The sequence below is a fragment of the Pseudoalteromonas sp. 2CM39R genome, assembly GCF_023161845.1.
The window spans coordinates 332,640-355,820 of sequence record NZ_JALNTM010000002.1 but is presented as its reverse complement, the minus strand read 5'-3'; the positions used below and the strand labels follow the sequence as shown (position 1 = coordinate 355,820).

20 protein-coding genes are annotated in these 23,181 nt (G+C 40.7%); 13 read left to right on the top strand and 7 right to left on the bottom strand.

Features of this window, described 5'->3' with window-relative positions:
- Window positions 1-68: 68 nt before the first annotated feature.
- The 3 genes from nrdA to ubiG form a co-directional block, all read right to left on the bottom strand.
- Complete coding sequence (gene nrdA / locus MTF66_RS05715; protein ID WP_248526698.1) at window positions 69-2,354, bottom strand: class 1a ribonucleoside-diphosphate reductase subunit alpha; 2,286 nt, start codon at window positions 2,352-2,354, stop codon at window positions 69-71.
- A gap of 392 nt (window positions 2,355-2,746) precedes the next feature.
- Entirely contained in the window at window positions 2,747-3,421 is a 675-nt protein-coding gene (locus MTF66_RS05710; RefSeq protein ID WP_063528553.1) for an HAD family hydrolase, read from the bottom strand.
- The gene (ubiG, locus tag MTF66_RS05705; protein WP_058585083.1) at window positions 3,421-4,131 is read right to left on the bottom strand and encodes a bifunctional 2-polyprenyl-6-hydroxyphenol methylase/3-demethylubiquinol 3-O-methyltransferase UbiG; all 711 of its coding nucleotides are present in this window, start codon (window positions 4,129-4,131) and stop codon (window positions 3,421-3,423) included. The genes MTF66_RS05710 and ubiG overlap by 1 nt, the downstream gene beginning before the upstream one ends.
- A 176-nt stretch (window positions 4,132-4,307) precedes the next feature.
- Between ubiG and gyrA the strand changes: the two genes are divergently transcribed.
- The 10 genes from gyrA to MTF66_RS05655 all read left to right on the top strand — a co-directional run bounded on the left by gyrA (window position 4,308) and on the right by MTF66_RS05655 (window position 15,824).
- Window positions 4,308-7,004, top strand: coding sequence for a DNA topoisomerase (ATP-hydrolyzing) subunit A (gene gyrA, locus MTF66_RS05700; RefSeq protein WP_175082000.1), 2,697 nt, complete (start codon window positions 4,308-4,310; stop codon window positions 7,002-7,004).
- 69 nt (window positions 7,005-7,073) lie between these two features.
- A complete protein-coding gene (gene serC, locus MTF66_RS05695) occupies window positions 7,074-8,162 on the top strand; it encodes a 3-phosphoserine/phosphohydroxythreonine transaminase (protein ID WP_248526697.1) in 1,089 nt (362 codons plus the stop codon).
- Window positions 8,163-8,164: 2 nt separating this feature from the next.
- Window positions 8,165-9,445: a 3-phosphoshikimate 1-carboxyvinyltransferase gene (gene aroA / locus MTF66_RS05690; RefSeq protein ID WP_248526696.1), complete on the top strand. Its 1,281-nt coding sequence runs from the start codon at window positions 8,165-8,167 to the stop codon at window positions 9,443-9,445.
- Between the two features lie 104 nt (window positions 9,446-9,549).
- Window positions 9,550-10,257 carry a (d)CMP kinase gene (gene cmk, locus MTF66_RS05685; RefSeq protein ID WP_058585079.1) on the top strand — a complete coding sequence of 236 codons (708 nt, stop codon included), beginning with the start codon at window positions 9,550-9,552 and terminating at the stop codon, window positions 10,255-10,257.
- A 98-nt stretch (window positions 10,258-10,355) separates the two neighbouring features.
- Window positions 10,356-12,023, top strand: coding sequence for a 30S ribosomal protein S1 (rpsA, locus tag MTF66_RS05680; RefSeq protein WP_054551350.1), 1,668 nt, complete (start codon window positions 10,356-10,358; stop codon window positions 12,021-12,023).
- Between the two features lie 65 nt (window positions 12,024-12,088).
- On the top strand, window positions 12,089-12,376 hold the full coding sequence (gene ihfB, locus MTF66_RS05675; protein WP_036968575.1) for an integration host factor subunit beta: 288 nt from the start codon (window positions 12,089-12,091) through the stop codon (window positions 12,374-12,376).
- A gap of 20 nt (window positions 12,377-12,396) precedes the next feature.
- Window positions 12,397-12,678 carry a lipopolysaccharide assembly protein LapA domain-containing protein gene (locus MTF66_RS05670; RefSeq protein ID WP_054551349.1) on the top strand — a complete coding sequence of 94 codons (282 nt, stop codon included), beginning with the start codon at window positions 12,397-12,399 and terminating at the stop codon, window positions 12,676-12,678.
- A 2-nt stretch (window positions 12,679-12,680) separates the two neighbouring features.
- Window positions 12,681-13,817: a lipopolysaccharide assembly protein LapB gene (gene lapB / locus MTF66_RS05665; protein ID WP_058585078.1), complete on the top strand. Its 1,137-nt coding sequence runs from the start codon at window positions 12,681-12,683 to the stop codon at window positions 13,815-13,817.
- 32 nt (window positions 13,818-13,849) lie between these two features.
- Entirely contained in the window at window positions 13,850-14,554 is a 705-nt protein-coding gene (gene pyrF / locus MTF66_RS05660) for an orotidine-5'-phosphate decarboxylase (RefSeq protein ID WP_248526695.1), read from the top strand.
- A 343-nt stretch (window positions 14,555-14,897) separates the two neighbouring features.
- Window positions 14,898-15,824, top strand: a complete 927-nt coding sequence (locus MTF66_RS05655) for an FRG domain-containing protein (protein WP_248526694.1) — start codon at window positions 14,898-14,900, stop codon at window positions 15,822-15,824.
- A 253-nt stretch (window positions 15,825-16,077) separates the two neighbouring features.
- Here MTF66_RS05655 and MTF66_RS05650 read toward each other — a convergent pair whose 3' ends face one another.
- From MTF66_RS05650 to MTF66_RS05635, 4 genes are all read right to left on the bottom strand, one after another.
- Entirely contained in the window at window positions 16,078-16,791 is a 714-nt protein-coding gene (locus MTF66_RS05650; protein ID WP_248526693.1) for a hypothetical protein, read from the bottom strand.
- 64 nt (window positions 16,792-16,855) lie between these two features.
- Window positions 16,856-17,512: a hypothetical protein gene (locus MTF66_RS05645; protein ID WP_248526692.1), complete on the bottom strand. Its 657-nt coding sequence runs from the start codon at window positions 17,510-17,512 to the stop codon at window positions 16,856-16,858.
- Window positions 17,513-18,075: 563 nt separating this feature from the next.
- The gene (locus MTF66_RS05640; RefSeq protein WP_239963304.1) at window positions 18,076-18,906 is read right to left on the bottom strand and encodes a S1 RNA-binding domain-containing protein; all 831 of its coding nucleotides are present in this window, start codon (window positions 18,904-18,906) and stop codon (window positions 18,076-18,078) included.
- Between the two features lie 2 nt (window positions 18,907-18,908).
- Entirely contained in the window at window positions 18,909-20,234 is a 1,326-nt protein-coding gene (locus MTF66_RS05635; RefSeq protein WP_248526922.1) for a DEAD/DEAH box helicase, read from the bottom strand.
- Between the two features lie 199 nt (window positions 20,235-20,433).
- Between MTF66_RS05635 and MTF66_RS05630 the strand changes: the two genes are divergently transcribed.
- The 3 genes from MTF66_RS05630 to MTF66_RS05620 all read left to right on the top strand — a co-directional run bounded on the left by MTF66_RS05630 (window position 20,434) and on the right by MTF66_RS05620 (window position 23,180).
- Window positions 20,434-21,441, top strand: coding sequence for a rhodanese-related sulfurtransferase (locus MTF66_RS05630; RefSeq protein ID WP_054561544.1), 1,008 nt, complete (start codon window positions 20,434-20,436; stop codon window positions 21,439-21,441).
- Window positions 21,442-21,603: 162 nt separating this feature from the next.
- Complete coding sequence (locus MTF66_RS05625) at window positions 21,604-22,032, top strand: hypothetical protein (RefSeq protein ID WP_248526691.1); 429 nt, start codon at window positions 21,604-21,606, stop codon at window positions 22,030-22,032.
- A gap of 131 nt (window positions 22,033-22,163) precedes the next feature.
- Window positions 22,164-23,180, top strand: a complete 1,017-nt coding sequence (locus MTF66_RS05620) for an efflux RND transporter periplasmic adaptor subunit (RefSeq protein ID WP_282454036.1) — start codon at window positions 22,164-22,166, stop codon at window positions 23,178-23,180.
- The last annotated feature ends 1 nt before the right edge of the window (window position 23,181 follow it).

Sequence of the window (23,181 nt, the reverse complement as noted above, 5' to 3'; positions counted from 1 at the left end):
TGATTTCTCAAAAAACAGTCAGGACAAAGCGGGCTAATGAGCCCGCTTTTGTTATGTTATTAATTTAATTAGATTTTACAAGCGCCGCCTGCACAACCGTCATCTTCTACCTCTGGTGTTAACTCATCTTGAGAGTCTGATGCACCATCACGTGTGTTGTGATAGTACAGGGTTTTAACACCAAGTTTATACGCAGTCAGTAGGTCTTTTAATAGCACCTTCATAGGTACTTTACCGCCTTCGTACTTAGATGGATCATAGTTAGTGTTTGCAGAGATCGTTTGGTCAACGAATTTTTGCATAATACCAACAAGTTGTAGGTAACCATCGTTTGAAGGGATATCCCACAGTAGCTCGTAGTTATCTTTCAGGTTTTCATAATCTGGCACTACTTGCTTTAAGATACCATCTTTACTTGCTTTAACGCTGATATGACCACGTGGTGGCTCAATACCATTTGTCGCGTTAGAGATTTGCGATGATGTCTCTGAAGGCATAAGGGCAGATAGCGTAGAGTTACGCATACCATGCTCTATAATGCTTTCGCGTAGTGAATCCCAATCTAAGTGAAGTGGCTCTTCACAGAACTGATCTAGGTCACGTTTGTAAGTATCTGTCGGCATAATGCCTTGAGAATACGTTGTCTCGTTAAATTTAGGACACGCACCACGTTCTTTCGCTAACTCATTTGATGCTTTCATTAGGTAATATTGAATTGCTTCAAATGTTTTGTGAGTTAGGGCATTTGCGCTGCCATCTGAGTAACGCTTACCATTTTTCGCTAAGTAGTACGCGTAGTTAATAACACCAATACCTAGCGTACGACGACCCATAGTTGCGTTTTTCGCCGCAGGAACAGGGTAGTCTTGGAAATCAAGTAAGTTATCAAGTGCACGTACTGCAAGTTCAGCAAGTTCCTCTAATTCGTCAAGTGATTCAATTGCACCTAAGTTAAACGCCGACAGCGTACAAAGTGCAATTTCACCTTCTTCATCCATTACATTGCTAAGTGGCTTAGTTGGTAATGCAATTTCTAAACATAAGTTAGATTGACGAATTGGTGCCACAGTCGAGATGAACGGGCTGTGCGTATTACAGTGGTCAACGTTTTGTAAGTAGATACGACCTGTGCTCGCACGCTCTTGTGCAAACATTGAGAATAACTCAATCGCCTTAATACGTTTCTTACGAATTGACTCGTCTTGCTCGTACTTGATGTATAGCTCATCAAACTTCGCTTGATCTTCAAAGAATGCATCGTATAGACCCGGTACATCTGAAGGGCTAAATAATGTGATGTAATCGTCTTTGATTAAACGGCTATACATTAATTTATTGAACTGCACACCGTAGTCAAGGTGACGTACACGGTTATCATCAACACCACGGTTGTTCTTAAGAACAAGTAGGTTTTCAACTTCTAAGTGCCAAAGTGGATAGAACAGCGTTGCTGCACCGCCACGAACACCACCTTGTGAACAGCTCTTAACTGCTGTTTGAAAGTGTTTATAAAACGGAATACAACCTGTGTGGTACGCTTCGCCGTTACGAATAGGGCTACCAAGCGCACGAATGCGACCGGCGTTAATACCAATACCTGCACGTTGCGAAACATATTTAACAATCGCAGACGATGTTGCATTAATAGAATCTAGGCTATCACCACATTCAATAAGTACACATGAGCTGAACTGACGTGTAGGGGTACGTACACCAGCCATGATAGGTGTAGGTAATGAAATTTTGAATGTAGATACTGCATCATAAAAACGCTTGATGTAATCAAGGCGTGTCTCTTTTGGATAATCAGAGAATAAGCTTGCAGCAACTAAGATATATAAAAACTGTGCACTTTCGTAGATTTCACCAGTAACACGGTTTTGAACTAAATACTTACCTTCAAGTTGCTTTACAGCAGCGTAGCTGAAGTTTAAGTCACGGTTGTGATCGATGTAAGCATCTAACTCGTCAATTTCTTGCTCGGTATAATCAACAAGTAGGTGTTGATCATAACGCTTGTCTTCAACTAATTTCGTGATGTGATCGTATAAGCGTGGTGGCTCAAATTGACCGTACGCTTTTTTACGTAAATGGAATACAGCTAAGCGAGCAGCGAGGTATTGGTAATCAGGCGTATCTTTAGAGATCTGATCAGCTGCAGCTTTGATGATAGTTTCATGAATGTCATCGGTACGAATGCCGTCATAAAATTGAATATGTGATTTTAATTCAACTTGTGAGACAGACACATTCTCTAGACCTTCTGCGGCCCAAGCGATCACGCGATGGATCTTATCTAGATCAAGTGACTCTTTACGGCCGTCACGTTTGCTTACAGATAGCTGTTGGTTCATAGTTTTGCCTGTATTCCTTGGGAAATTATAGTTGTAAAGACAAAGGTATTCTTTATGTAATTATTATTATTAAACACCAGGGTGATCTAATTGAATAACATTTAGCCACAATATCTGGTGTTGTTTAAATTGCAGATCACAAGATAGTGTGGTCTGCGCTGTTTTGCAAGGGATAGAATTGCCCCATTTTGTGGATAACTATTGGATAAACGCATTGTGTTAGTGACCATTAACCTTTGAACATTCATAGACGACGAAATTTGTAGAAATCAACAAAAGATCCAGAAAATTTACCGTTTTTAAAAATAAATTTTGACTGATTTTTTTATCATCAATGAATGCTCAAAAGTAAATCAAATCACAATATATGGTGTTTAAGTTATCAAATAATACTATATATGGTTAAAACCATCTATTGGCGTTTGCCAATTGAAATCCGCTTGCCAGCCAAGTGCAGCGTCTACACTGGGTATATAACCCCATAACGCTGTTGCGCTGTACATATTGGCCGCTTTTGCAGCTTGAATATCACGTTCAGCATCACCGATATACAAACAACGGCTCGGATCAACGTCTAAGATCTCAGCGGTGTGTAATAGTGGATCCGGTGATGGTTTTGACACAGCTAATGTATCGCCACTCACAACCGCTTTTGCATCACGCAAAGAGGGAATAGCTTGTACTAAGGGCTCAGTTAAAAAGCCGGGCTTATTAGTCATAATGCCCCACTTTATATTGTTTTGCTCAAGTGCAATTAAAAGCTGTTCTATGCCATTGAAACATTTACTGTGTACAGCAATATCTTCGGCGTAGTAATCAAGAAGCTGTTGGCGCAAGGCGAGTTGTTCAAGTTCAGGCCATTTATCACCAAAGCCCACTTCTAATAATGCATTTGCACCGTTAGAAGCAGCAGGGCGATAAACATGCTCAGCAACAGGCGCTACATTGGCGTCTGCTAACACTCGGTTTAATGCACCACCTAAGTCATCCGCGGTATCGAGTAGTGTGCCATCTAAATCAAAGATAAAAGCATCAAAATCGATAGAGGGTGCTTGCACACCACTCATCAGGCTAGTTTCTCAAAGTGGAGGATGTAATTAACACTTACATCATCATTTAAGCTGTACTGCTTAGAAAACGGGTTATAGTGAAGGCCGGTACTGGCGCGTACTTTTAATCCCGCTTCTTCTGCCCATGCAATAAGCTGTGCAGGTTTGATAAACTTTTTATGATCATGAGTACCTTCAGGTACCATTTTTAAAAGCTTTTCAGCACCGACAATAGCAAACAAATAAGCTTTTGGTGTTTTATTTAATGTTGAAAAGAATACATCGGCGCCCGGTTTAGCAAGCTCTGCTACAGCACGAATAATAGAAGCAGGATCTGGAACATGCTCAAGCATTTCCATACAAGTCACTACATCAAAGCGAGCAGGGTGCTCAGCAGCGAATTGCTCTGCAGGTACTTTTATATAATCAACAGGTACGCCTGTTTCTAAACTATGTAACTTAGCAACGGTAAGTGGCTCTTGGCCCATATCGATGCCGGTTACTTTAGCGCCCATACGCGCCATACTTTCACTTAAGATGCCGCCACCACAGCCAACATCTAAGGTTTCCTTATCAAATAAGCCGCCTACTTTATCAGCGACAAAATCCAAACGTAGAGGATTTATTTCATGAAGGGGTTTGAACTCTCCGTCGCGGTCCCACCAACGTTCTGCGATGGCTTCAAACTTTGCAATTTCTGCATTATCTACATTTTGATGCTCGGTCATAAAAAACTTCCTCGTTAATCTGAGGCCATTATATAGGGGGAAATTAATAAATCGCAAAGATTTAGCGCCTGTAAATCTAAATAAATTGTGATAGCATGGTCTGGAAATAATAACTAAAGCTCTTAAGACGGCGGTTTGCCTCTTAATGAGTCAATACTGAAGGAATGTGAAATCAAATGACTGATCTCGCCAATGAAATTCTGCCAGTCAATATTGAAGATGAATTAAAAAACTCCTACCTTGATTACGCGATGAGTGTAATCGTAGGACGTGCATTGCCAGACGTACGTGACGGCTTAAAGCCTGTTCACCGCCGCGTTCTATTTGCAATGAACGAACTCAATAATGATTGGAATAAACCTTACAAGAAATCAGCACGTGTTGTTGGTGATGTAATCGGTAAGTACCACCCACATGGCGACAGCGCGGTATATGACACCATCGTTCGTATGGCGCAGCCTTTCTCATTACGCTACATGCTTGTTGACGGCCAAGGTAACTTTGGTTCTGTTGACGGTGACTCTGCGGCAGCAATGCGTTATACGGAAGTCCGTATGGCGAAAATGTCACATGAATTATTAGCTGATTTAGAAAAAGAAACGGTTGATTACGTACCGAACTACGACGGTACTGAGCAAATTCCTGACGTATTACCTACTAAAGTACCTAACTTATTAGTAAATGGTTCTTCGGGTATCGCGGTTGGTATGGCGACAAACATTCCACCTCATAACTTAACAGAAGTTATCAATGGTTGTTTAGCGCTTATTCAAAACCCAGATATGTCAATTGCTGACCTTATTGAATATATCCCAGGTCCAGATTTCCCGACTGCGGCGATTATCAATGGTAAAAAAGGCATTGAGCAAGCGTACTTAACCGGCCGTGGTAAAGTATATATCCGTGCTCGAGCTGAAATCGAAGTTGACGAAAAAACCGGTCGTGAAACAATCATCGTTCACGAAATCCCTTATCAAGTTAACAAAGCACGCCTTATCGAAAAGATCGCAGAGCTTGTTAAAGATAAGAAGATTGAAGGTATTAGCGCACTACGTGATGAATCAGATAAAGACGGTATGCGTATCGTTATCGAAATCAAACGTGGTGATGTTGGTGAAGTAATCTTAAACAACCTATATGCACAAACTCAGTTACAAACTGTGTTTGGTATGAACATGGTTGCACTTGATAACAACCAACCTAAGTGTTTCAACTTAAAAGAAATGCTTGAAGCGTTTATCGTGCACCGTCGTGAAGTTGTTACACGTCGTACTGTATTCGATTTACGTAAAGCCCGTGACCGTGCTCACACGCTTGAAGGCCTAGCGATTGCCCTTGCGAATATCGACCCAATTATCGAACTTATTCGTAAGTCACCAACACCAGCAGAAGCGAAAGCTGCACTAACAGCACGTCCTTGGGAACTAGGCACTGTTAAAGCAATGCTTGAAAAAGCAGGTGAAGATAACGTAGCACGTCCTGATTGGTTAGCGGCTGATCTAGGTATCCGTGACGGTCAGTACTATTTATCTGAGCAACAAGCACAAGCAATTCTAGACCTACGTTTACACAAACTAACAGGTCTTGAGCATGAGAAGATCTTAGACGAGTACCAAAACTTACTTGATCTAATTGCTGAGCTTTTACACATTCTTTCAAGCCCAGAGCGTTTAATGGAAGTTATCCGCGATGAGCTAGTAGAAATTAAAGAGCAATATGGTGACGAACGTCGTACTGAAATCAGTGCAGCTGCTCACGATATTAGCCTTGAAGACCTAATCAATGAAGAAGACGTTGTTGTAACGCTTTCTCACGAAGGTTACGTTAAGTATCAACCATTATCTGACTACGAAGCACAGCGTCGTGGTGGTAAAGGTAAATCAGCAACGAAGATGAAAGATGAAGACTTCATCGAACGTCTATTAGTTGCTAACACGCACGATACAATCCTGTGTTTCTCAACAGCAGGTCGCTTATATTGGTTGAAAGTTTATCAGTTACCATTAGCAAGCCGTGCAGCGCGTGGTAAGCCAATTGTTAACTTATTACCACTTGAAGCAGATGAGCGTATTACTGCTATCTTACCAGTACGTGAGTACGAAGAAGATAAATACATCTTCATGGCAACTGCGTTTGGTACAGTTAAGAAAACACCACTTACAGCATACAGCCGTCAACGTGCGAGCGGTATCATCGCTGTTAACCTAAATGAAGGCGATAGCCTAATTGGTGTTGATATCACTGATGGCACGAATGAAATCATGCTATTCACTGATGCTGGTAAAGTTGTTCGCTTTAAAGAAGCGGAAGAGTCAGAAGTTGTTGATGAAAACGGTAACCCAGTTCTAGACGAAAACGGTAACCCAGAAATCCGCTTCAAAGGTGTACGTCCAATGGGTCGTACAGCAACAGGTGTTCGTGGTATTAAGATGGCTGACGACCAACGCGTTGTGTCGTTAATCGTACCTAAGTCAGATGGTGCAATCCTAACTGTGACAGAAAACGGTTACGGTAAGCGTACAGCACTTGAAGATTACCCATCGAAGAGCCGTGCAACACAAGGTGTTGTATCAATCAAAGTAAGCGAACGTAATGGCGCTGTGGTTGGTGCAGTACAAGTTGACGATAACGACGAAATCATGATTATCTCGAATCGCGGTACCTTAGTACGTACCCGTGTAAACGAGGTTTCTACGGTTGGTCGTAATACTCAAGGCGTTATTTTGATACGAACTATTGACGAAGAGCAAGTAGTTGGTTTACAACGTATCGAAGAAATCGAAGTTGATGAGCTTGAAGCCATCGAAGGCGAGGCCGTTGAAGTAGTCGATACCAATACTGAAGAAACGGGTGATAACCCACCTTCAGAATAACATTGATTTAAAAAGCGGCTTCGGCCGCTTTTTTTATCCGCACTATAATTACTGGAATGAGGCAAAGTAATGACTAAGTATAATTTTTGTGCAGGACCGGCAATGCTACCGCCGGCAGTTATGCAAAAAGCACAAAAAGAATTTATAGATTGGCAAGGTTTAGGTGTCTCTGTGATGGAAATTAGCCATCGCAGCAGCGACTTTTTAGCGCTTACCACAAAATGTGAAGCAAGCCTGCGTCGTTTAATGAATATTAGCGATGAGTTTGAAGTTTTATTTATGCACGGCGGCGGCCGTGGTCAATTCAGTGCTGTGCCACTGAATCTTCACCTTGATGATAAGCCAGCCGTTTACTGTGAAAACGGTGTGTGGTCTAAAGGGGCTACTTCAGAAGCGGCAAAATTCACTGCAGTTGAAAGTATCAATGTACGTGATGATGAGCAGCAAAATGGCCTGTTCTCTATTAAACCAGCAAGCAGCTGGGAATTACCTGCTGATGCGTCTTACATTCACTATTGTCCGAATGAAACCGTAGATGGCATTGAAATTTTTGACGTACCATCACACCCATCAGCACCGATTGTGGCTGATATGTCATCGACTATTTTATCGCGCGAGTTTGATGTAAATCAGTTTGATCTTATTTACGCTGGGGCACAAAAGAATATTGGCCCGTCTGGTTTATCGATTGTTATTGTTCGCAAAACGCTTCTTGAGCGTGAAGGTCTTGCAAAGCCAGGTATTCTTGATTACGCCTTAGAAGCCAAACAAGGCAGCATGTATAACACACCACCGACATTTGCGTGGTACTTAGCTGCTGAAGTATTTGAATGGCTTGAAGCAAACGGCGGCGTTAAAGCGATGGAAGAACAAAACATCGCAAAAGCAGAGCTTCTTTACAACTACATTGATAGCTCAGATTTTTACAGCAACAAAGTTGCTAAGCATTGCCGTTCGCGCATGAACGTTCCGTTTTGGTTAAACGACGAATCACTGAATGATAAATTCATTAGTGAGTCAAAAGAAGCAGGATTATTAGCCCTTGAAGGTCACCGTATTGTCGGTGGTATGCGCGCAAGCATTTATAATGCGATGCCACTTGAAGGTGTTCAAGCCTTGGTTAATTTTATGGAAGAATTCGCCAAGGAGAACAGCTAATTATGGAACAGCTTCGTCTTGAACCGATTACAAAGGTAAATGGTAGTGTGACACTACCAGGCTCAAAAAGCTTATCAAACCGTATTTTGTTACTAGCTGCTCTTGCTGAGGGCACAACGGTTGTTGAAAACCTACTAGACAGTGATGACATTCGTCACATGCTAGGTGCATTAAATCTTTTAGGCGTAAATGTATCGCTTAATGAAGATAAAACAGTGGCCACCGTAGAGGGTGTTGCAGGAAAATTTAAAACTCCGAGCGAGCCTTTATTTTTAGGTAATGCCGGAACTGCTTATCGTCCACTGACAGCGGTTTTAGCTGCTGTAGAAGGGGAGTACCAGCTGGTGGGCGAGCCTCGTATGGAAGAGCGCCCAATCGGCCATTTGGTTGATGCACTGCAAGCACTCGGTGGTGATGTTGAATACCTTAAGCATAAAGATTATCCACCACTGGCCATTAAAGGCGGCAAAATCAACGGTGGCAAAGTTGAAATTGATGGCAGCATTTCTAGCCAGTTCCTAACAGCGTTACTAATGGCTGCACCATTATTTAATGGCGATACAGAAATCACCATCAAAGGCACACTGGTATCAAAGCCTTACATCGATATTACCCTAGATGTAATGAAGCGCTTTGGTGTTACAGTAAGCCATGACAACTACGAAACGTTTTACGTTAAAGGCTGTCAGCAGTATCAAGCACTTGAGCGTATTATGGTTGAAGGTGATGCATCAAGCGCCTCTTATTTTGTTGCGGCGGCTGCAATAGCAGGTGGCGAAATTGAAATTAACGGGGTAGGTGCGGCATCTGTTCAAGGTGATATTGGTTTTGCCAAAGTCATGGAACAAGTAGGCGCTAAAATCGATTGGTACGATGAAAAGCTGGTGGTACGTAAAGGCGAGCTAAACGCGGTCGATATTGATGCCAATGCAATCCCTGATGCGGCAATGACACTAGCCACTGTTGCGCTTTTTGCTAAAGGTAAAACAGCTATTCGTAATATCTATAACTGGCGTGTAAAAGAAACAGATCGCTTATATGCCATGGCGACTGAGCTTCGTAAAGTTGGTGCAGAAGTGGTTGAAGGTGAAGATTTCATCGAAATTACACCACCAGACACATTTAACGATGTAGCGATTGATACCTATAATGATCACCGTATTGCCATGTGTTTTGCAATGGTTGCCGTTGGCGGAAAGCCGATAACCATTAACGATCCTAAGTGTACATACAAAACTTTTCCAACGTTTTTCAAAGTACTAGAGTCTGTCTCAAGTCAATAAAACAGAAGAAAATATAAAAAGTTACATTCTAAATGCGGATCTATTTCTAGAACTGGCGTATAATACCGCGGTTTTATTTTGGTGTGCATTGCAGGAGGTTATAAATGCAGGCGTTATCAATGCCCGTAATCACCATCGATGGCCCAAGTGGTTCAGGTAAAGGAACTGTTTGTCGCTTGTTAGCCGAGAAATTAGGTTGGGATGTATTAGACAGTGGAGCGATTTACCGTGTGCTGTCACTTGCAGCGCTTCATCATCAAATTGAACTAGATAATGAAGATGCGCTAGTTCCGTTAGCTGCAAACTTAGATGTACAGTTTTTGGTCGATAGCCAAACGCATACTTCTAAAATTGTCTTGGAAGGCGAAGACGTCACAACCACAATTCGTAACGAAGAAGTGGGTGCTGCGGCATCAAAGATTGCTGCATTACCACGGGTGAGAGAAGCATTATTACGTCGTCAACGTGCGTTTCGTACTGAGAGCGGCTTAATTGCCGATGGTCGTGACATGGGCACAGTTGTGTTCCCAGATGCACCATTGAAGATTTATTTAACCGCATCAGCTGAAGAGCGCGCTCGTCGTCGCTTTGCTGAGTTGAACGAACGCGGTCTTGATGTTACACTAAGTGGTCTACTTGAGGACATAAAAGCTCGCGATCACCGTGATATGACGCGTGAAGTTGCGCCGCTTGTTCCTGCAGAAGACGCTATTGAGCTCGATACTAGCGAGCTTAATGCAATGCAAGTGTTTGATAAAGTTGTAACTTTACTCGACGAAGCAGTACTTGCAGGAAAGCTTCCAAAAGCTTAAAAGTAATTTATTAAGGTGCCGGCAGGAAGCTAGTGCTATTTTAACAACCCCATGCAGCATGGTTGCTAATTGGTTATTTAATTATTTAGAGACGTATAATGTCAGAAAATTTTGCGCAGTTATTTGAAGAAAGCCTTAAGGGTTTTGAAGCAGAGCAAGGCTCTATCGTTAAAGGTACTGTTATCTCAATCGAGAACAACATCGTACTTGTTGATGCTGGTCTTAAATCTGAAAGTGCAATCCCTGCTGAGCAATTCAAAAATGCTGCTGGTGAACTAGAAGTTGCTGTTGGCGACGAAGTAGATGTTGCTTTAGACGCAATCGAAGACGGTTTCGGTGAAACTATCCTTTCTCGTGAGAAAGCGAAGCGTCACGAAGCGTGGATCCGCTTAGAAAAAGCATGTGAAGAGCAAGAGACTGTTACTGGTGTTATCAACGGTAAAGTTAAAGGCGGTTTCACTGTTGAAGTTGATTCAATCCGTGCCTTCCTACCTGGTTCACTTGTTGATGTTCGTCCAGTACGTGACACAACTCACCTTGAAGGTAAAGAGCTTGAGTTCAAAGTAATCAAGCTTGACCAAAAACGTAACAACGTTGTTGTTTCTCGCCGTGCAGTTATCGAATCAGAGAACTCACAAGAGCGTGAAGAACTTCTTGCTAACCTTGTTGAAGGTCAAGAAGTTAAAGGTATCGTTAAGAACCTTACTGACTACGGTGCGTTCGTTGACCTTGGTGGTGTTGACGGTCTACTACACATCACAGACATGGCGTGGAAGCGTGTTAAGCACCCTTCAGAAATCGTTAATGTTGGCGACGAAATCGCAGTTAAAGTTCTTAAATTCGACAAAGAAAAGACTCGTGTATCTCTAGGCCTTAAACAGCTTGGCGAAGATCCATGGGCAGCTATCGCTGGTCGTTACCCAGAAGGTTCTAAGCTTTCTGGTCGTGTAACTAACCTTACTGACTACGGTTGTTTCGTTGAAATCGAAGAAGGCGTAGAAGGTCTAGTACACGTTTCTGAAATGGATTGGACTAACAAGAACATCCACCCTTCAAAAGTTGTTTCACTAGGTGACACTGTTGAAGTTATGGTTCTTGAAATCGACGAAGAGCGTCGTCGTATTTCTCTTGGTCTTAAGCAATGTATTGCTAACCCATGGCAAGAATTTGCTCGTCTACAAAACAAAGGCGACCAAGTTACTGGTAAGATCAAATCAATCACTGACTTCGGTATCTTCATCGGTCTTGAAGGCGGTATTGACGGTCTTGTTCACCTTTCAGACATTTCTTGGAACACGCCAGGCGAAGAAGCTGTACGTGAATTCAAGAAAGGCGACGAAATCACTGCTATCGTATTACAAGTTGACCCAGAGCGTGAGCGTATCTCTCTAGGCGTTAAACAAATCGAAGCTGACCCATTCAATAACTACCTGGACGCAAACAAAAAAGGTGCTATTGTTAAAGGTAAAGTGACTGAAGTTGATGCGAAAGGCGCAACTGTTGAGCTAATCGAAGGCGTTGAAGGTTACATCCGTGTAGCTGATATCGCTCAAGAGCGTGTTGAAGATGCTACTACTGTAGTTTCTGCAGGCGACGAAATCGAAGCGAAATACGTTGGTGTTGATCGTAAGAACCGCACTTTAAGCTTATCTGTTAAAGCTCTTTTCGAAGCAGAAGAGAAAGAAGTACTAGAGAAGCTTAAGAAAGAAGAGCCAGCGTTCGAAAACGCTATGGCTGCAGCATTCAAAAATGCTCAAAAAGACTAATATCTAGTCTTTTGAAATTGGAAGGGCAGTTTTGCCCTTCCTTTACCACTCTTTAAGGAAACGCTATGACTAAGTCAGAATTGATAGAACAACTTGCCGAGCAACATGCACACATCCCTGTGAAAGATGTTGAAAATGCCGTTAAAGAAATTCTTGAACAAATGGCCGGATCATTATCTAGCTCAGATCGCATCGAGATCCGTGGCTTTGGAAGTTTCTCATTGCATTATCGTTCTCCTCGCACAGGTCGTAATCCAAAGACTGGCGAAACAGTTGAGTTAGACGGTAAGCACGTACCACATTTTAAACCAGGTAAAGAATTACGTGACCGCGTAAATGCGAGTATTGCCTAGTTTTATACAGGAGTAGTTACTTGTTTAGGGTATTAAAAATTGTATTAATTGCGCTGTGTTTATTTATTGCGTTTGTACTTGGTTCACAGAATCCACAATTGGTGCAAATCAATTATTTAATCGCCAGTAATACTTTGCCCCTAGCTGTTGTAATAAGTATCTGCTTTATTTTAGGTGTCGCAATTGGTTGTTTTATAAGCTTTACACTGTTTTCTCAGTTAAAGTGGCAAAATTATCGCTTAAAGAAAAAATTAGCGCCTGAAAAAAACAATAAAAAGCTTGTTGCTAATAAAGACACCTAATCATGATTGAGCTTCTGTTTTTACTTTTACCCGTTGCAGCCGGTTACGGTTGGATAATGGGTAAAAACAGCGCTAAAAACCAAGCTCATCAGCTTAATCGCCAAATTACCTCTGAATATTCTAAAGGCCTTAAATTTCTCTTAGACAGAGAAGAAGACCAAGGCTTAGAGCACCTTATTAATCTACTCGAAGTTGCCGCTGATTCTGTTGAACACTATTCAACGCTTGCAACTATGTTCCGCCGCCGTGGCGAACTTGACCGCGCCATTAAAATTCATGAGCTGCTATTAAAACATCCAAGTCTTGATGAGCAACAAGCTGCAACTAGCCGCTTAGAACTTGCTGAAGATTACATTATGGCAGGCTTGTTAGATGGTGCAGAAGAGCATTTAGTATGGCTTGTTAAGGCAGGCTATAAAGAAGCCTTAGAGCCAATTATTAATCTTTATTCACAAACCCGTGAATGGGAAAAGGGCATTAACATGTACGAGGCTCACAGTGAATTGTTCACTAAACCTCAGCATGTAAAAGCGATTGCCAATTTTTACTGTGAAGCGGCCTTACAAGACAATGATACGCAAATTATGCGTAAAGCTATAAGCTTAAACCATAAAGCTATTCGCCCATTGTATGAGCTTGGCCACAGTGCTTTTACCAAAGAAGATTATGTAAAAGCAATTTACTATTGGCGCGAGCTTATTAGCCAATTCACGTTTTTTGCTCCGGTGTTTATTGAAGAATTGGCGCTCAGTTATCAAAAGCTTAATTTAACGCATCAGTTTTACGAATTACTCAATGAACTGCTCGATAAAGGTGGCGTATTAATAAAAATAAAACACTGCCAAGCTTTACTTGAGCAAGGTCACATAGAGCAAGCAATCAAATTTTTAACGGATAGTTTAAAGCGTCATCCGACTATTCGTGGCTTTAGCTTTTTATTACAGCTACTTGCCAAACAAAACAACGATATTAAAGATGTACTCGATCAAATTGATAAGCTAGTAACGTCTTATATCGCAACCAAACCTGATTTTCAGTGCCAACACTGTGGCTTTACCAGTCATACCATTTATTGGGTATGTCCATCTTGTAAGCACTGGGAAACAATTGTTCCAAGCCGTGGCATAGACGGCTTTTAATTCATATTAGTCCATTAGTTTTTAGGAAAGTTATGTCTGTCGAAGATTCAAAAAAAGTATTAATTGCCCTTGATTATGATGATCAACAAACAGCTCTTGCGTTTGTAAAGCAATTATCGCCTGATACGTGTCGCCTTAAAGTAGGCAAAGAAATGTTCACGTATTTTGGCCCTAGCTTTGTTAAGGAACTAATCGACTTAGGTTTTGATGTATTCTTAGACCTAAAATTTCACGATATTCCAAACACAGTGGCTAAAGCTGTAACAGCAGCTGCAAAAATGGGTGTATGGATGGTTAACGTACATGCCTCTGGTGGCGTTGAAATGATGACTAAAGCAAAGCAAGCTTTAGAGCAGTTTGGTGATGACGCACCATTATTGATTGCAGTAACCGTACTAACCAGTATGGATGCTGCAGAACTTAGTCGTTTAGGTGTAGATAAAACGCCAGAAGAGCAAGTAATTTATCTAGCAAAACTTGCCAAAGAATCAGGCCTTGATGGGGTAGTGTGCTCAGCACAAGAAGCGAAAAAGCTAAAAGCAGAACTTGGCGCAGGCTTTAAACTAGTTACTCCGGGTATTCGCCCAGCAGGCAGCGATGCAGGCGACCAAAAGCGCATCATGACACCAAAACAAGCCGTAGAAGATGGTAGCGACTATTTAGTTGTAGGCCGCCCAATTACTCAATCGGCAGATCCAGTTGCAACACTAAAAGAAATTAACGACTCACTAAAATAACCTCGTTATTTAAAATAGTCTCTAAAGAGCATTGTATGTGTGATTTATATCGCGCTATATACAATGCTTTTTTTGTTTGTGGCAATTATCCTAGGTTATCTACATGTTAGGATCAGCAGACAGAGCAAACTCGTGTTTGGACATAACTGAGTCAGGATTTTAGCTAATTTGACAGCTGGAGTTTCAATCTAGAATAAGATTTATATTTGCTGGTAGCGCAGCGACTCCAGTGAAAGGCCTCTCTCACATTCTTATAGTTTTTTTGTTTTTTGACCGTTTAAGATTTATTTAACTGTTAGAATATATTTAATATAAAATTTCGAATTACAAACGAGGTAATGTGGTGAATTTTCCAACGTTTGATTATAGAGCATGGTATAAAACCGATGTCGATTCATTGGAGCAGATAGAAGCTTTATTTTTCAATGAAAATCCACATAATGATATTTATTATCGTGGGATGGCCAATTATGATTTTATTTGTATTTCAACTTTTTACCGCTATTACATCAACAGTCGAAGACTAGATTGGCGTGAGGTTGATGTAGGCTTCAATGCAATGGTGAATTTACCTGAAATCGATGAAAATGAATATAAGAACCTATCGTTTAGCATCCTAGATGATTTTTATACAAACATGCTTGATCTTGGTTCTGTAGAAATTTCTTATGAGTCAATTGCCTATTTAGCTCAGCATTATGGCTTACCAACTGATCTGATTGATTTTAGCTATGATCCAAAGATTGCTTTGTATTTTGCCTGTTGTGAATTGCCTGAAAGTGACTGTAGCATCTACATGTTTGATATCTATTCACATGTTAAAAATATGATGGCTTTAGCTGGTCAAGGTCCATCAGCTGAAATTGGTTATATGCTCAAGGAAGATGGTACGCATATGACCAATGATGAGCGAGCACAAGTATTTAAAGATTATTGTACGACCTTGAGTAAAGATGGTGCATCAACAGTGACACCAATCATTAAAGGTGACGATATCCGCTTCAGTGAACGCATCATTAATCAGAAAGGGGCGTTTATTTACCATCGTAGTGAAGTTCCTATGGATCAGTTGATGTATACCGCTTCAACTGATACCTATTACAGTGGCCGTAGAATCTATAAGATCACTAAAGAATTAAAGCCCCAAATTCTACAAATTCTAGATGAACGCTTTGGTATTAACAAAGCATACATTTACCCATCAATGGATCTTAATCTAACTATCATCGATAAAGCAGCTTCCATGACTAAGGAAAAGTTTAATCTGTAGGTATTTTCTGTAAGTTGTATTTGGTAAATACAACAACTAATACATTTTGGGGCAAGTACTTGCTGGCGCAGGTCCTATTGAATCGAAGCTGGACAAAAGCGATTTAAGTCACAGGTTGCATTAGGTGTACTTCACATAAAAACTTCTAAGGGCAACACCCTGTTAAAGGGCTAATTAATTCTTTGGCTAAAATGAGAAGCGAAGAGAAGCCGAGCCAAATGTGTCGCTGTCGTTGCCCCGCTTGTACAGCTTGTTATAAACCACTTACATCAATTTTTTTACTTTTGATATTAGAAATAAGCCAATTATATCTGTTTTCTAATTCAATTTTTTTGAGCTCTAAATTATGTACTTTTTTATCAAAATCTTTTGCTAGTTGCTGCCCTGAAGCTGCAAGTAACTCCATTATATCAACGAAGCTAATAATGATTCTCTTGAAAATAAGAGTATCTTTTTTTGTTAAAGTCCAGATTTTAGTTGTTACAGATTGATTCTTTTGGAAATCATCTGAATTCAATGCAATAGACCACTGTCCATGAGCTAGTTTGTTTCGAATTTCAATGATCGTTCTAATATCAGTGTCGCACAACTCTTTTATATATTTATATCTGTGATAATTTGTATGCCCAAGGTTTAGCAGGTTAAGTTCTTTATAAGTACCATTCAAATAATGCTTCCTAAATAAAACATCAATTAGTTCAAGCCATTTATCTATTTCTGATCGCTTACTCAAAACATCATTTTTAATTTTATTTGTTATCTGTTTTTCATAAATGTGAGTAATGTAACCTAAGGCAGGCTCCAAATAGGATGCATATAAGATTATCAACATACGCACATTAGTTTCTTCTAAATCAGTCTTATTCTCTTTTATAGCTTGGTTCAAGCTACGATTTATTTGAATGAAAGCTTTTTTAATTTTCTTTTTATTTTTTGCGTGAGCTTTTGCTATTTGAAGTCTTTCCATGAATTCTCCGATAAAAGTCTAAAGATGTAGTACCTCAAGCAGGAACTTAGCCTTGCTGCGTCCTCTAGCTTGACTTATTAGTAGTTGCCAGCAGTTTGGCCATGGTTTCAATATCATTAGCGACATCATTAAACCCAAAGTAGTTTGTTGGATGCTCATATGCACTGTCTCTATGCATGTCACTCGGAGAGTAATCAGGCAAACGACTGCGAAGTTCATCTCTTAGTAGAATTGCATCAACCTTGAATCGACGCTCATATTCAGCGTTTCTCTCATTGGATAACCTTGAACTAGCACTTGTAAACTTATGCCAAAGTTTATTCTTTTCTTCTTCTGATACAGCTTTAGTCATTTCGACCCACTCATTGTTATGGACGGCCTCATCTTCGCGCTTGTATCTTTCAATAAACTCCCTCAGGTTTTTTACAAAATCTAAGGATTTTTCTTTTAAAGTCACTTCAGAAGAGTCAACTACTTCAAGAGCTTTCTCATCATACTTTAATGCTCGATCTTTATATGATTCGGCTTGTTCTGATTTTAGATGAATTCGTTCTTTCAGGGTCTCATTTGCTGCCTTAACTTGATCAATTACTGTAGAAAATTTCCATTTTGCAGCTAAATACGCGAGGCCAAAAGTAATAGTAGTTAGGATGAAAAATGTAAATGGCGCTTGAGAAATGACCGCCCATTCTTTGGCAATATACTCAAATAATTTATCCATGCTTGTTCCTTAAGACTGCAAATAATTTTTAGTGCACTCGCCGCACATCTTTCTGCCGATGTCACGCTCATGTATTAATAAATCTATTTGTAACAAATAACTTAAGGTACTGCCAACTCTAATTTTTATTGGTACTAAATAAAGTCAGAAAAAAGAAAATGCGATCACAAGTTCTAAATTATATCGCTGATTATATGTTGATAAGTCAATATTCATACGCAACATCCAAGATCACCTAAAATGGATTACATCTCATATTCATTTTCATAAAAAGCTTCAACCTGCTTTAATGGGGGATAAATTAATTAATCCGGAAAGGCTGCTTATGGAACCATACCAACTTTCACTTTTAAATAAAAATACTCAAAATAGCGTTTGAGATGTATGTCATAAAATGGTAAAGCTAACAAAACCAATAAGAATAAAAAAAGAGTAAAGCTTTCACTTTACTCTTTCAGATAATTCAATATCTTGTTGACTGGCAACTGGCAACTGGCAACTGGCAACTGGCAACTGGCAACTGGCAACTGGCAACTGGCAACTGGCAACTGGCAACTGGCAACTTATTTCAATCTAATCGACGTCGCTTCAATATCAATCAAACCTTGCTTAAACAAACCGCCAATGGCTTTTTTGTAGTTTGCTTTACTGGTTGAGAAAGTCTTTTTAATTGCTTCTGGGTCTGACTTATCACCTAGGTGAAGTACGCCGCCTTCGGCTTTTAATTTAGCTAAGATTTTTTCGCCTAAGTCGTTTACTTTGCCCATGCCTGGCTTTTCAAGTAATACGTCGATTTTGCCATCTTCACGTACTTTTTGAATAAAGCCTTTTAAGCGTTGGCCAACAAACAGCTTTTTAAATACCGTGTTGTAGTAAACAACGCCAATGTGAGCTTCGTTTACAAGTACTTTGTAGCCAAGGTCTGTTTTACCCGCTACGATTAGGTCAACTTCTTCCATTACAGAGTAAGTTGGTTCATCTTTCGATAAAAACTTATTAAAGTTGCTAGATGCACAAATACGTTGGCTGGCGTTATCTAGGTATAAACGTACAAGATACGAAAAGCCGTCTTTCATTTTTGGCTTTTGTTCGTTGTATGGCGCTAGTACGTCTTTTTCGAGGCCCCAATCCATAAACGCACCAGTGCTGTTGATGGCTTTAACACGTAGTAGGGCAAATTCGCCTACCTCAGCTAAAGGTTTTTTTGTAGTGCCGGTTGGGTGACCTGCGTGATCTAAGTAAATAAATACTTGCACGCTGTCGCCAGCTTCTAGTTCGTAATCAATCTCTTTGCTTGGTAAGAATACTTCGCCTAAATCACGGCCATCTAAATAAGCACCTTCGTTAGACATTTCATTAACGAAAAGGGTTTGTGTGGTTCCTAAAATACTCATTATTATTCCTGTTCTGGCTTTTTCTTACGGCGCATTGGAGAAAAGCCATCTACATCAATTGGTGCTTGAATAGGGGCTTTTGGCTTTTTAGGGGCTGCTTTGCGTTTTGGTTTTGCAGGTTTAGCAGCCACTTTTTTCTCTGCTTTTTTCCAAACTGTATTTGGTTTTTTCTCACGCAGACCTTTAAATTTACCAACAAGACCGTCTACAGTGAAAAAGCTTAATTCATCATTTAAAAATGCTTTAATTGCTTTGTAGCTTGGCCAATCTTTCGGGCCTACTAACGAAATAGCAGTTCCTTTAAAGCCTGCGCGACCAGTACGACCAATACGGTGCACATACTCTTCAGCATGTTTTGGTAGGTCAAAGTTAATTACGTGGGTCACGCTTAATAAATCAAGACCACGTGATGCAACATCGGTGGTGATTAAGATTTTAAAGTTTTCACGGCTGAAGGCATCCATGATTTCATGGCGTTTGGTCTGCGTTAAGTCACCCGCAAGCGCTTGCGCTTTAAAGCCTTTATCGTTTAACAGTTGGCTTAAACGCTGAGTGTCGGCACGTGTTGCTGTGAAAATAATGCATTGGCCAACATTGTCTTGTTTTACAAAGTGCTCAAGTAGGGCTTCTTTGTGATCTAGATGATCAGCTAAATAAAGCTGCTGAGTAATGTCACTATGTTGCTCGTTTGAAGCACTTAACAGAATTTGTTTTGGTGAACGTAAAAGGTTACGTGATACAGCATCAACTTGTGCATGGTCAAGGGTTGCTGAGAACAATAACGTTTGGCGTAAACGGTGATCAGCAAGCTCGTTAATCATTTTAACTTGATCAGTAAAGCCTAAATCTAAGATACGGTCAGCTTCATCAAAAATTAACAGCTCTAAGCCTGAAAGCTGTAATGAGCGTTGACTCAAATGGTCAGCTAAACGACCTGGTGTACCTACTACAAAATGTGGGTCTTTGCGTAGTGCTTTAATTTGGTCATTAAAGTTTTCACCACCCAGTACTTTTACAGCACTAATGTTTGTGCCAGCAATTAATAGCCTTAATTGGCTGTACACTTGGGTTGCTAATTCGCGGGTAGGCGCAACGATTAAAACGCGAGGATCGCGTTTACTGAGTGCTTTTTGCTTCATTACACGCTGTACAGCAGGTAATAAAAACGCCAGCGTTTTGCCCGATCCTGTTTTTGACTGTGCAAAAATATCATGGCCTGCGATAGCTGTTGGTACCGCGTGAGCTTGAATGTCAGTGGGCTGGGTGATGCCTTGATGCGCAAGTTGTTTTTCGAGGCGTGTATCAATCCCAAGTTCAGTAAAATGCAATGCGTAATCTCCGATGAGCAAAATTTGTAAATCCTGTTCATTATAACGCACTTGCCTCACTTGGAGACAGTAAAAACACAGCTATTTCGCATCAGTTTTTGCAATTACCGCTAATTCGCGTAAAATACGCGCCCTCAATGCGCCGGATTTGCGATTCGGTTAACGCCCCACATGGGCATTTAAAGCAAAAGGTAAAACCATGACTGCTGTTCATAAAGACAATGTAACTAGCGAGCACTTTGTTGTTTGCGCACTTTACAAATTTGTAGCCCTTCCTGATTTTGAAGCGATTCGCCAACCACTACTAAAGGTAATGGAAGACAATGAAGTACGCGGTACTTTGTTACTTGCGGCTGAAGGTATTAACGGTACTGTTTCTGCTAAACGTGAAGGTATCGATAACCTACTTGCATGGTTAGATTCACAACCAAACCTAGACAACATTGTGACTAAAGAGTCATACGATGACGAATGCCCGTTCTACCGTACTAAGGTAAAACTGAAAAAAGAAATCGTAACTATGGGTGTTGAAGGTATCGACCCACGTGAAGTAGTGGGTACATACGTTAAGCCAGCTGAGTGGAATGCATTAATTTCAGACCCTGAAGTGATTCTTATTGATACGCGTAACGATTACGAAATCGAGATCGGTACTTTCCAAAATGCGGTTGATCCAAACACTAAAACATTCCGTGAATTCCCTGCATGGGCGAAAGAAAACCTAGACCCAGAAAAGCACAAGAAAGTTGCTATGTTCTGTACCGGTGGTATTCGCTGTGAAAAATCAACTGCGTACATGAAAGAGCAAGGCTTTGACGAAGTATTCCACCTTGAAGGCGGTATTCTTAAGTACTTAGAAGAAGTACCAAAAGAAGAAACCATGTGGGAAGGTGAGTGTTTTGTATTTGATAACCGTGTAGCAGTAAATCACGATTTACAAAAAGGCTCTTACGACCAATGTCACGCATGTCGTATGCCTATCACTGAAGAAGAAAAGCAAAAGCCTGAATACATGGAAGGTGTATCGTGTCATCACTGTCACGACAGCCTAACAGAAGAGCAACGTGCACGTTTTGCTGAGCGTCAAAAGCAAATCGAATTAGCACAAGCGCGTGGTGAAGGTCACATTGGTAACGAAGCGCAAGAAGTTCTTCGTAAGCGTAAAGAAGCTAAAAAAGCGCAAAAAGAAGCACAGCGCCAACAGTAATTCTTAGCTTTATGAATTGATAGAAACCCCAGCATAGTCTGGGGTTTTTTTATGCCTGTTCGTTTTAGCTACATACAGTTTTTTACACATCTTAAACAGTCTCTAACTGACCTTAGGAATACTATTTAACTTAAGTTTTTATACTGATGGGATGAGAATAGAATGAATAAATTACTGCTAGGTTTACTATTTTTAGGTGGCTGCGCGACACAAGGGGTAGATAGAGCAGACCAAAATGTGATGATTAAACGCTTTTATGCAAAAGTCACATCAGTTCAGCCAGTTAAGCTATCATCGAACGTTAAAACGGGTATCGCAGCAGGCTCTACAATCGGCTTTGTTGATCAGCTAGATGGCAACCACGAAGAGATGATTGCAGGCGCAGTCGCTGGGGCACTTGTTGGCGGTCTTGTAACAGCTATATCTGAAGGAAGTAATGATGCCTTTGAATATTCATTAAGATCAGAGCAAGAAGGTAGCTTTACGCTAATTCAAAAGGAACAAATAACTGATCAATCTGATTGTGTAGAGGTAACCATTGCAAGCGAAGCACACATAAAAGAAGTCGATTCATCACATTGTCGTTTCTAATTAGAAAACACAGGCGAGGTATGGGTTTATTTCACCTTGGCTAATTGTTTATTAAACGAAGTCAGCTTTTTATTGATCACAAAGCTGTTACACTTCGTAACAATTAAAACGATTCTTATTTAGGTGAAATTTTGACAATTGGCAAATTACATACATGGACTTTAATTGCCTGTATTAGTTGTGTTTCCGTCGCTGAGGCGGCTAATGTAGTAGTAGAATCAGTGTCTGTTGAAAAGTCTAAACAACAGATAAAAGCCGTGGGTAATGCAGAAGCGATTCACTCAGTCACTCTTTATCCAGCCGTTGGGGACAGAGTCACCGCTGTTTACTTTAAACCAGGCGATAACGTTGCCAAAGGTGACTTACTATTAGAACTTGATTCACGCAGACAAAAAGCAGCGTTGATCGAAGCTGAAATTACTTTAAAAGATGCTGAGCGCACCATGAAAAGGCTTGAAGAAAGCCACGCCCGTGGTGCGGTACCACAAAGTGATTTAGATGATGCCAAAACACTTTATGAGCTAGCAAAAGTTCAGTTAATGCAAGCGAAAACGGAGCGTGAAGACCGCGAAATTCGTGCTCCTTTTAGTGGCGTTATGGGCTTAACTGACATTGAAGTAGGCGACAGGATCACAACCCAAACAGCCATTGCGACTATCGATGATATTTCTGAGCTTTACATTAATTTTAATGCCCCAGAGGCGGCTATCTCAGTGCTTAAGCAAAAATCCTCGGTCGAAGTGGTGCCTTGGTTAGGCGATAAAGCTTACACGGCTAAGGTGGCAGAGCTTGATTCGCGTATTAATGCGCAAACCCGCACTCTTAGAACAAAAGCCAAACTTGACAATAATGCCCAGCAATTTATGCCGGGCATGAGCTTTCGTGTACACATAAATATTCTAGGTGAAGAGCTTGCCGTAGTACCCGAAGCTGCCATGATGTGGGGTGCAGCAGGCCCTTACGTATGGAAGAGCGTCGATAAAAAAGCAACTCGCGTTGATGTAAAAATTGAGCAGCGCTTAGCAGGGCGTTTATTAGTCTCTGGTGGCTTAAACGAAGGCGACTTATTGGTGACAGAAGGAGTTCAGCGCTTAAGACCTAATCAAGAGCTTAATTTCATCAATGAAGTGCAGCTAGCCAAGGAGTAAT

Coding starts and splice junctions, on each gene's coding strand:
- nrdA (WP_248526698.1), bottom strand. CDS start 2,354: ATGAACCAACAGCTATCTGTAAGCAAACGTGACGGCCGTAAAGAGTCA.
- MTF66_RS05710 (WP_063528553.1), bottom strand. CDS start 3,421: ATGAGTGGTGTGCAAGCACCCTCTATCGATTTTGATGCTTTTATCTTT.
- ubiG (WP_058585083.1), bottom strand. CDS start 4,131: ATGACCGAGCATCAAAATGTAGATAATGCAGAAATTGCAAAGTTTGAA.
- gyrA (WP_175082000.1), top strand. CDS start 4,308: ATGACTGATCTCGCCAATGAAATTCTGCCAGTCAATATTGAAGATGAA.
- serC (WP_248526697.1), top strand. CDS start 7,074: ATGACTAAGTATAATTTTTGTGCAGGACCGGCAATGCTACCGCCGGCA.
- aroA (WP_248526696.1), top strand. CDS start 8,165: ATGGAACAGCTTCGTCTTGAACCGATTACAAAGGTAAATGGTAGTGTG.
- cmk (WP_058585079.1), top strand. CDS start 9,550: ATGCAGGCGTTATCAATGCCCGTAATCACCATCGATGGCCCAAGTGGT.
- rpsA (WP_054551350.1), top strand. CDS start 10,356: ATGTCAGAAAATTTTGCGCAGTTATTTGAAGAAAGCCTTAAGGGTTTT.
- ihfB (WP_036968575.1), top strand. CDS start 12,089: ATGACTAAGTCAGAATTGATAGAACAACTTGCCGAGCAACATGCACAC.
- lapB (WP_058585078.1), top strand. CDS start 12,681: ATGATTGAGCTTCTGTTTTTACTTTTACCCGTTGCAGCCGGTTACGGT.
- pyrF (WP_248526695.1), top strand. CDS start 13,850: ATGTCTGTCGAAGATTCAAAAAAAGTATTAATTGCCCTTGATTATGAT.
- MTF66_RS05650 (WP_248526693.1), bottom strand. CDS start 16,791: ATGGAAAGACTTCAAATAGCAAAAGCTCACGCAAAAAATAAAAAGAAA.
- MTF66_RS05645 (WP_248526692.1), bottom strand. CDS start 17,512: ATGGATAAATTATTTGAGTATATTGCCAAAGAATGGGCGGTCATTTCT.
- MTF66_RS05640 (WP_239963304.1), bottom strand. CDS start 18,906: ATGAGTATTTTAGGAACCACACAAACCCTTTTCGTTAATGAAATGTCT.
- MTF66_RS05630 (WP_054561544.1), top strand. CDS start 20,434: ATGACTGCTGTTCATAAAGACAATGTAACTAGCGAGCACTTTGTTGTT.
- MTF66_RS05625 (WP_248526691.1), top strand. CDS start 21,604: ATGAATAAATTACTGCTAGGTTTACTATTTTTAGGTGGCTGCGCGACA.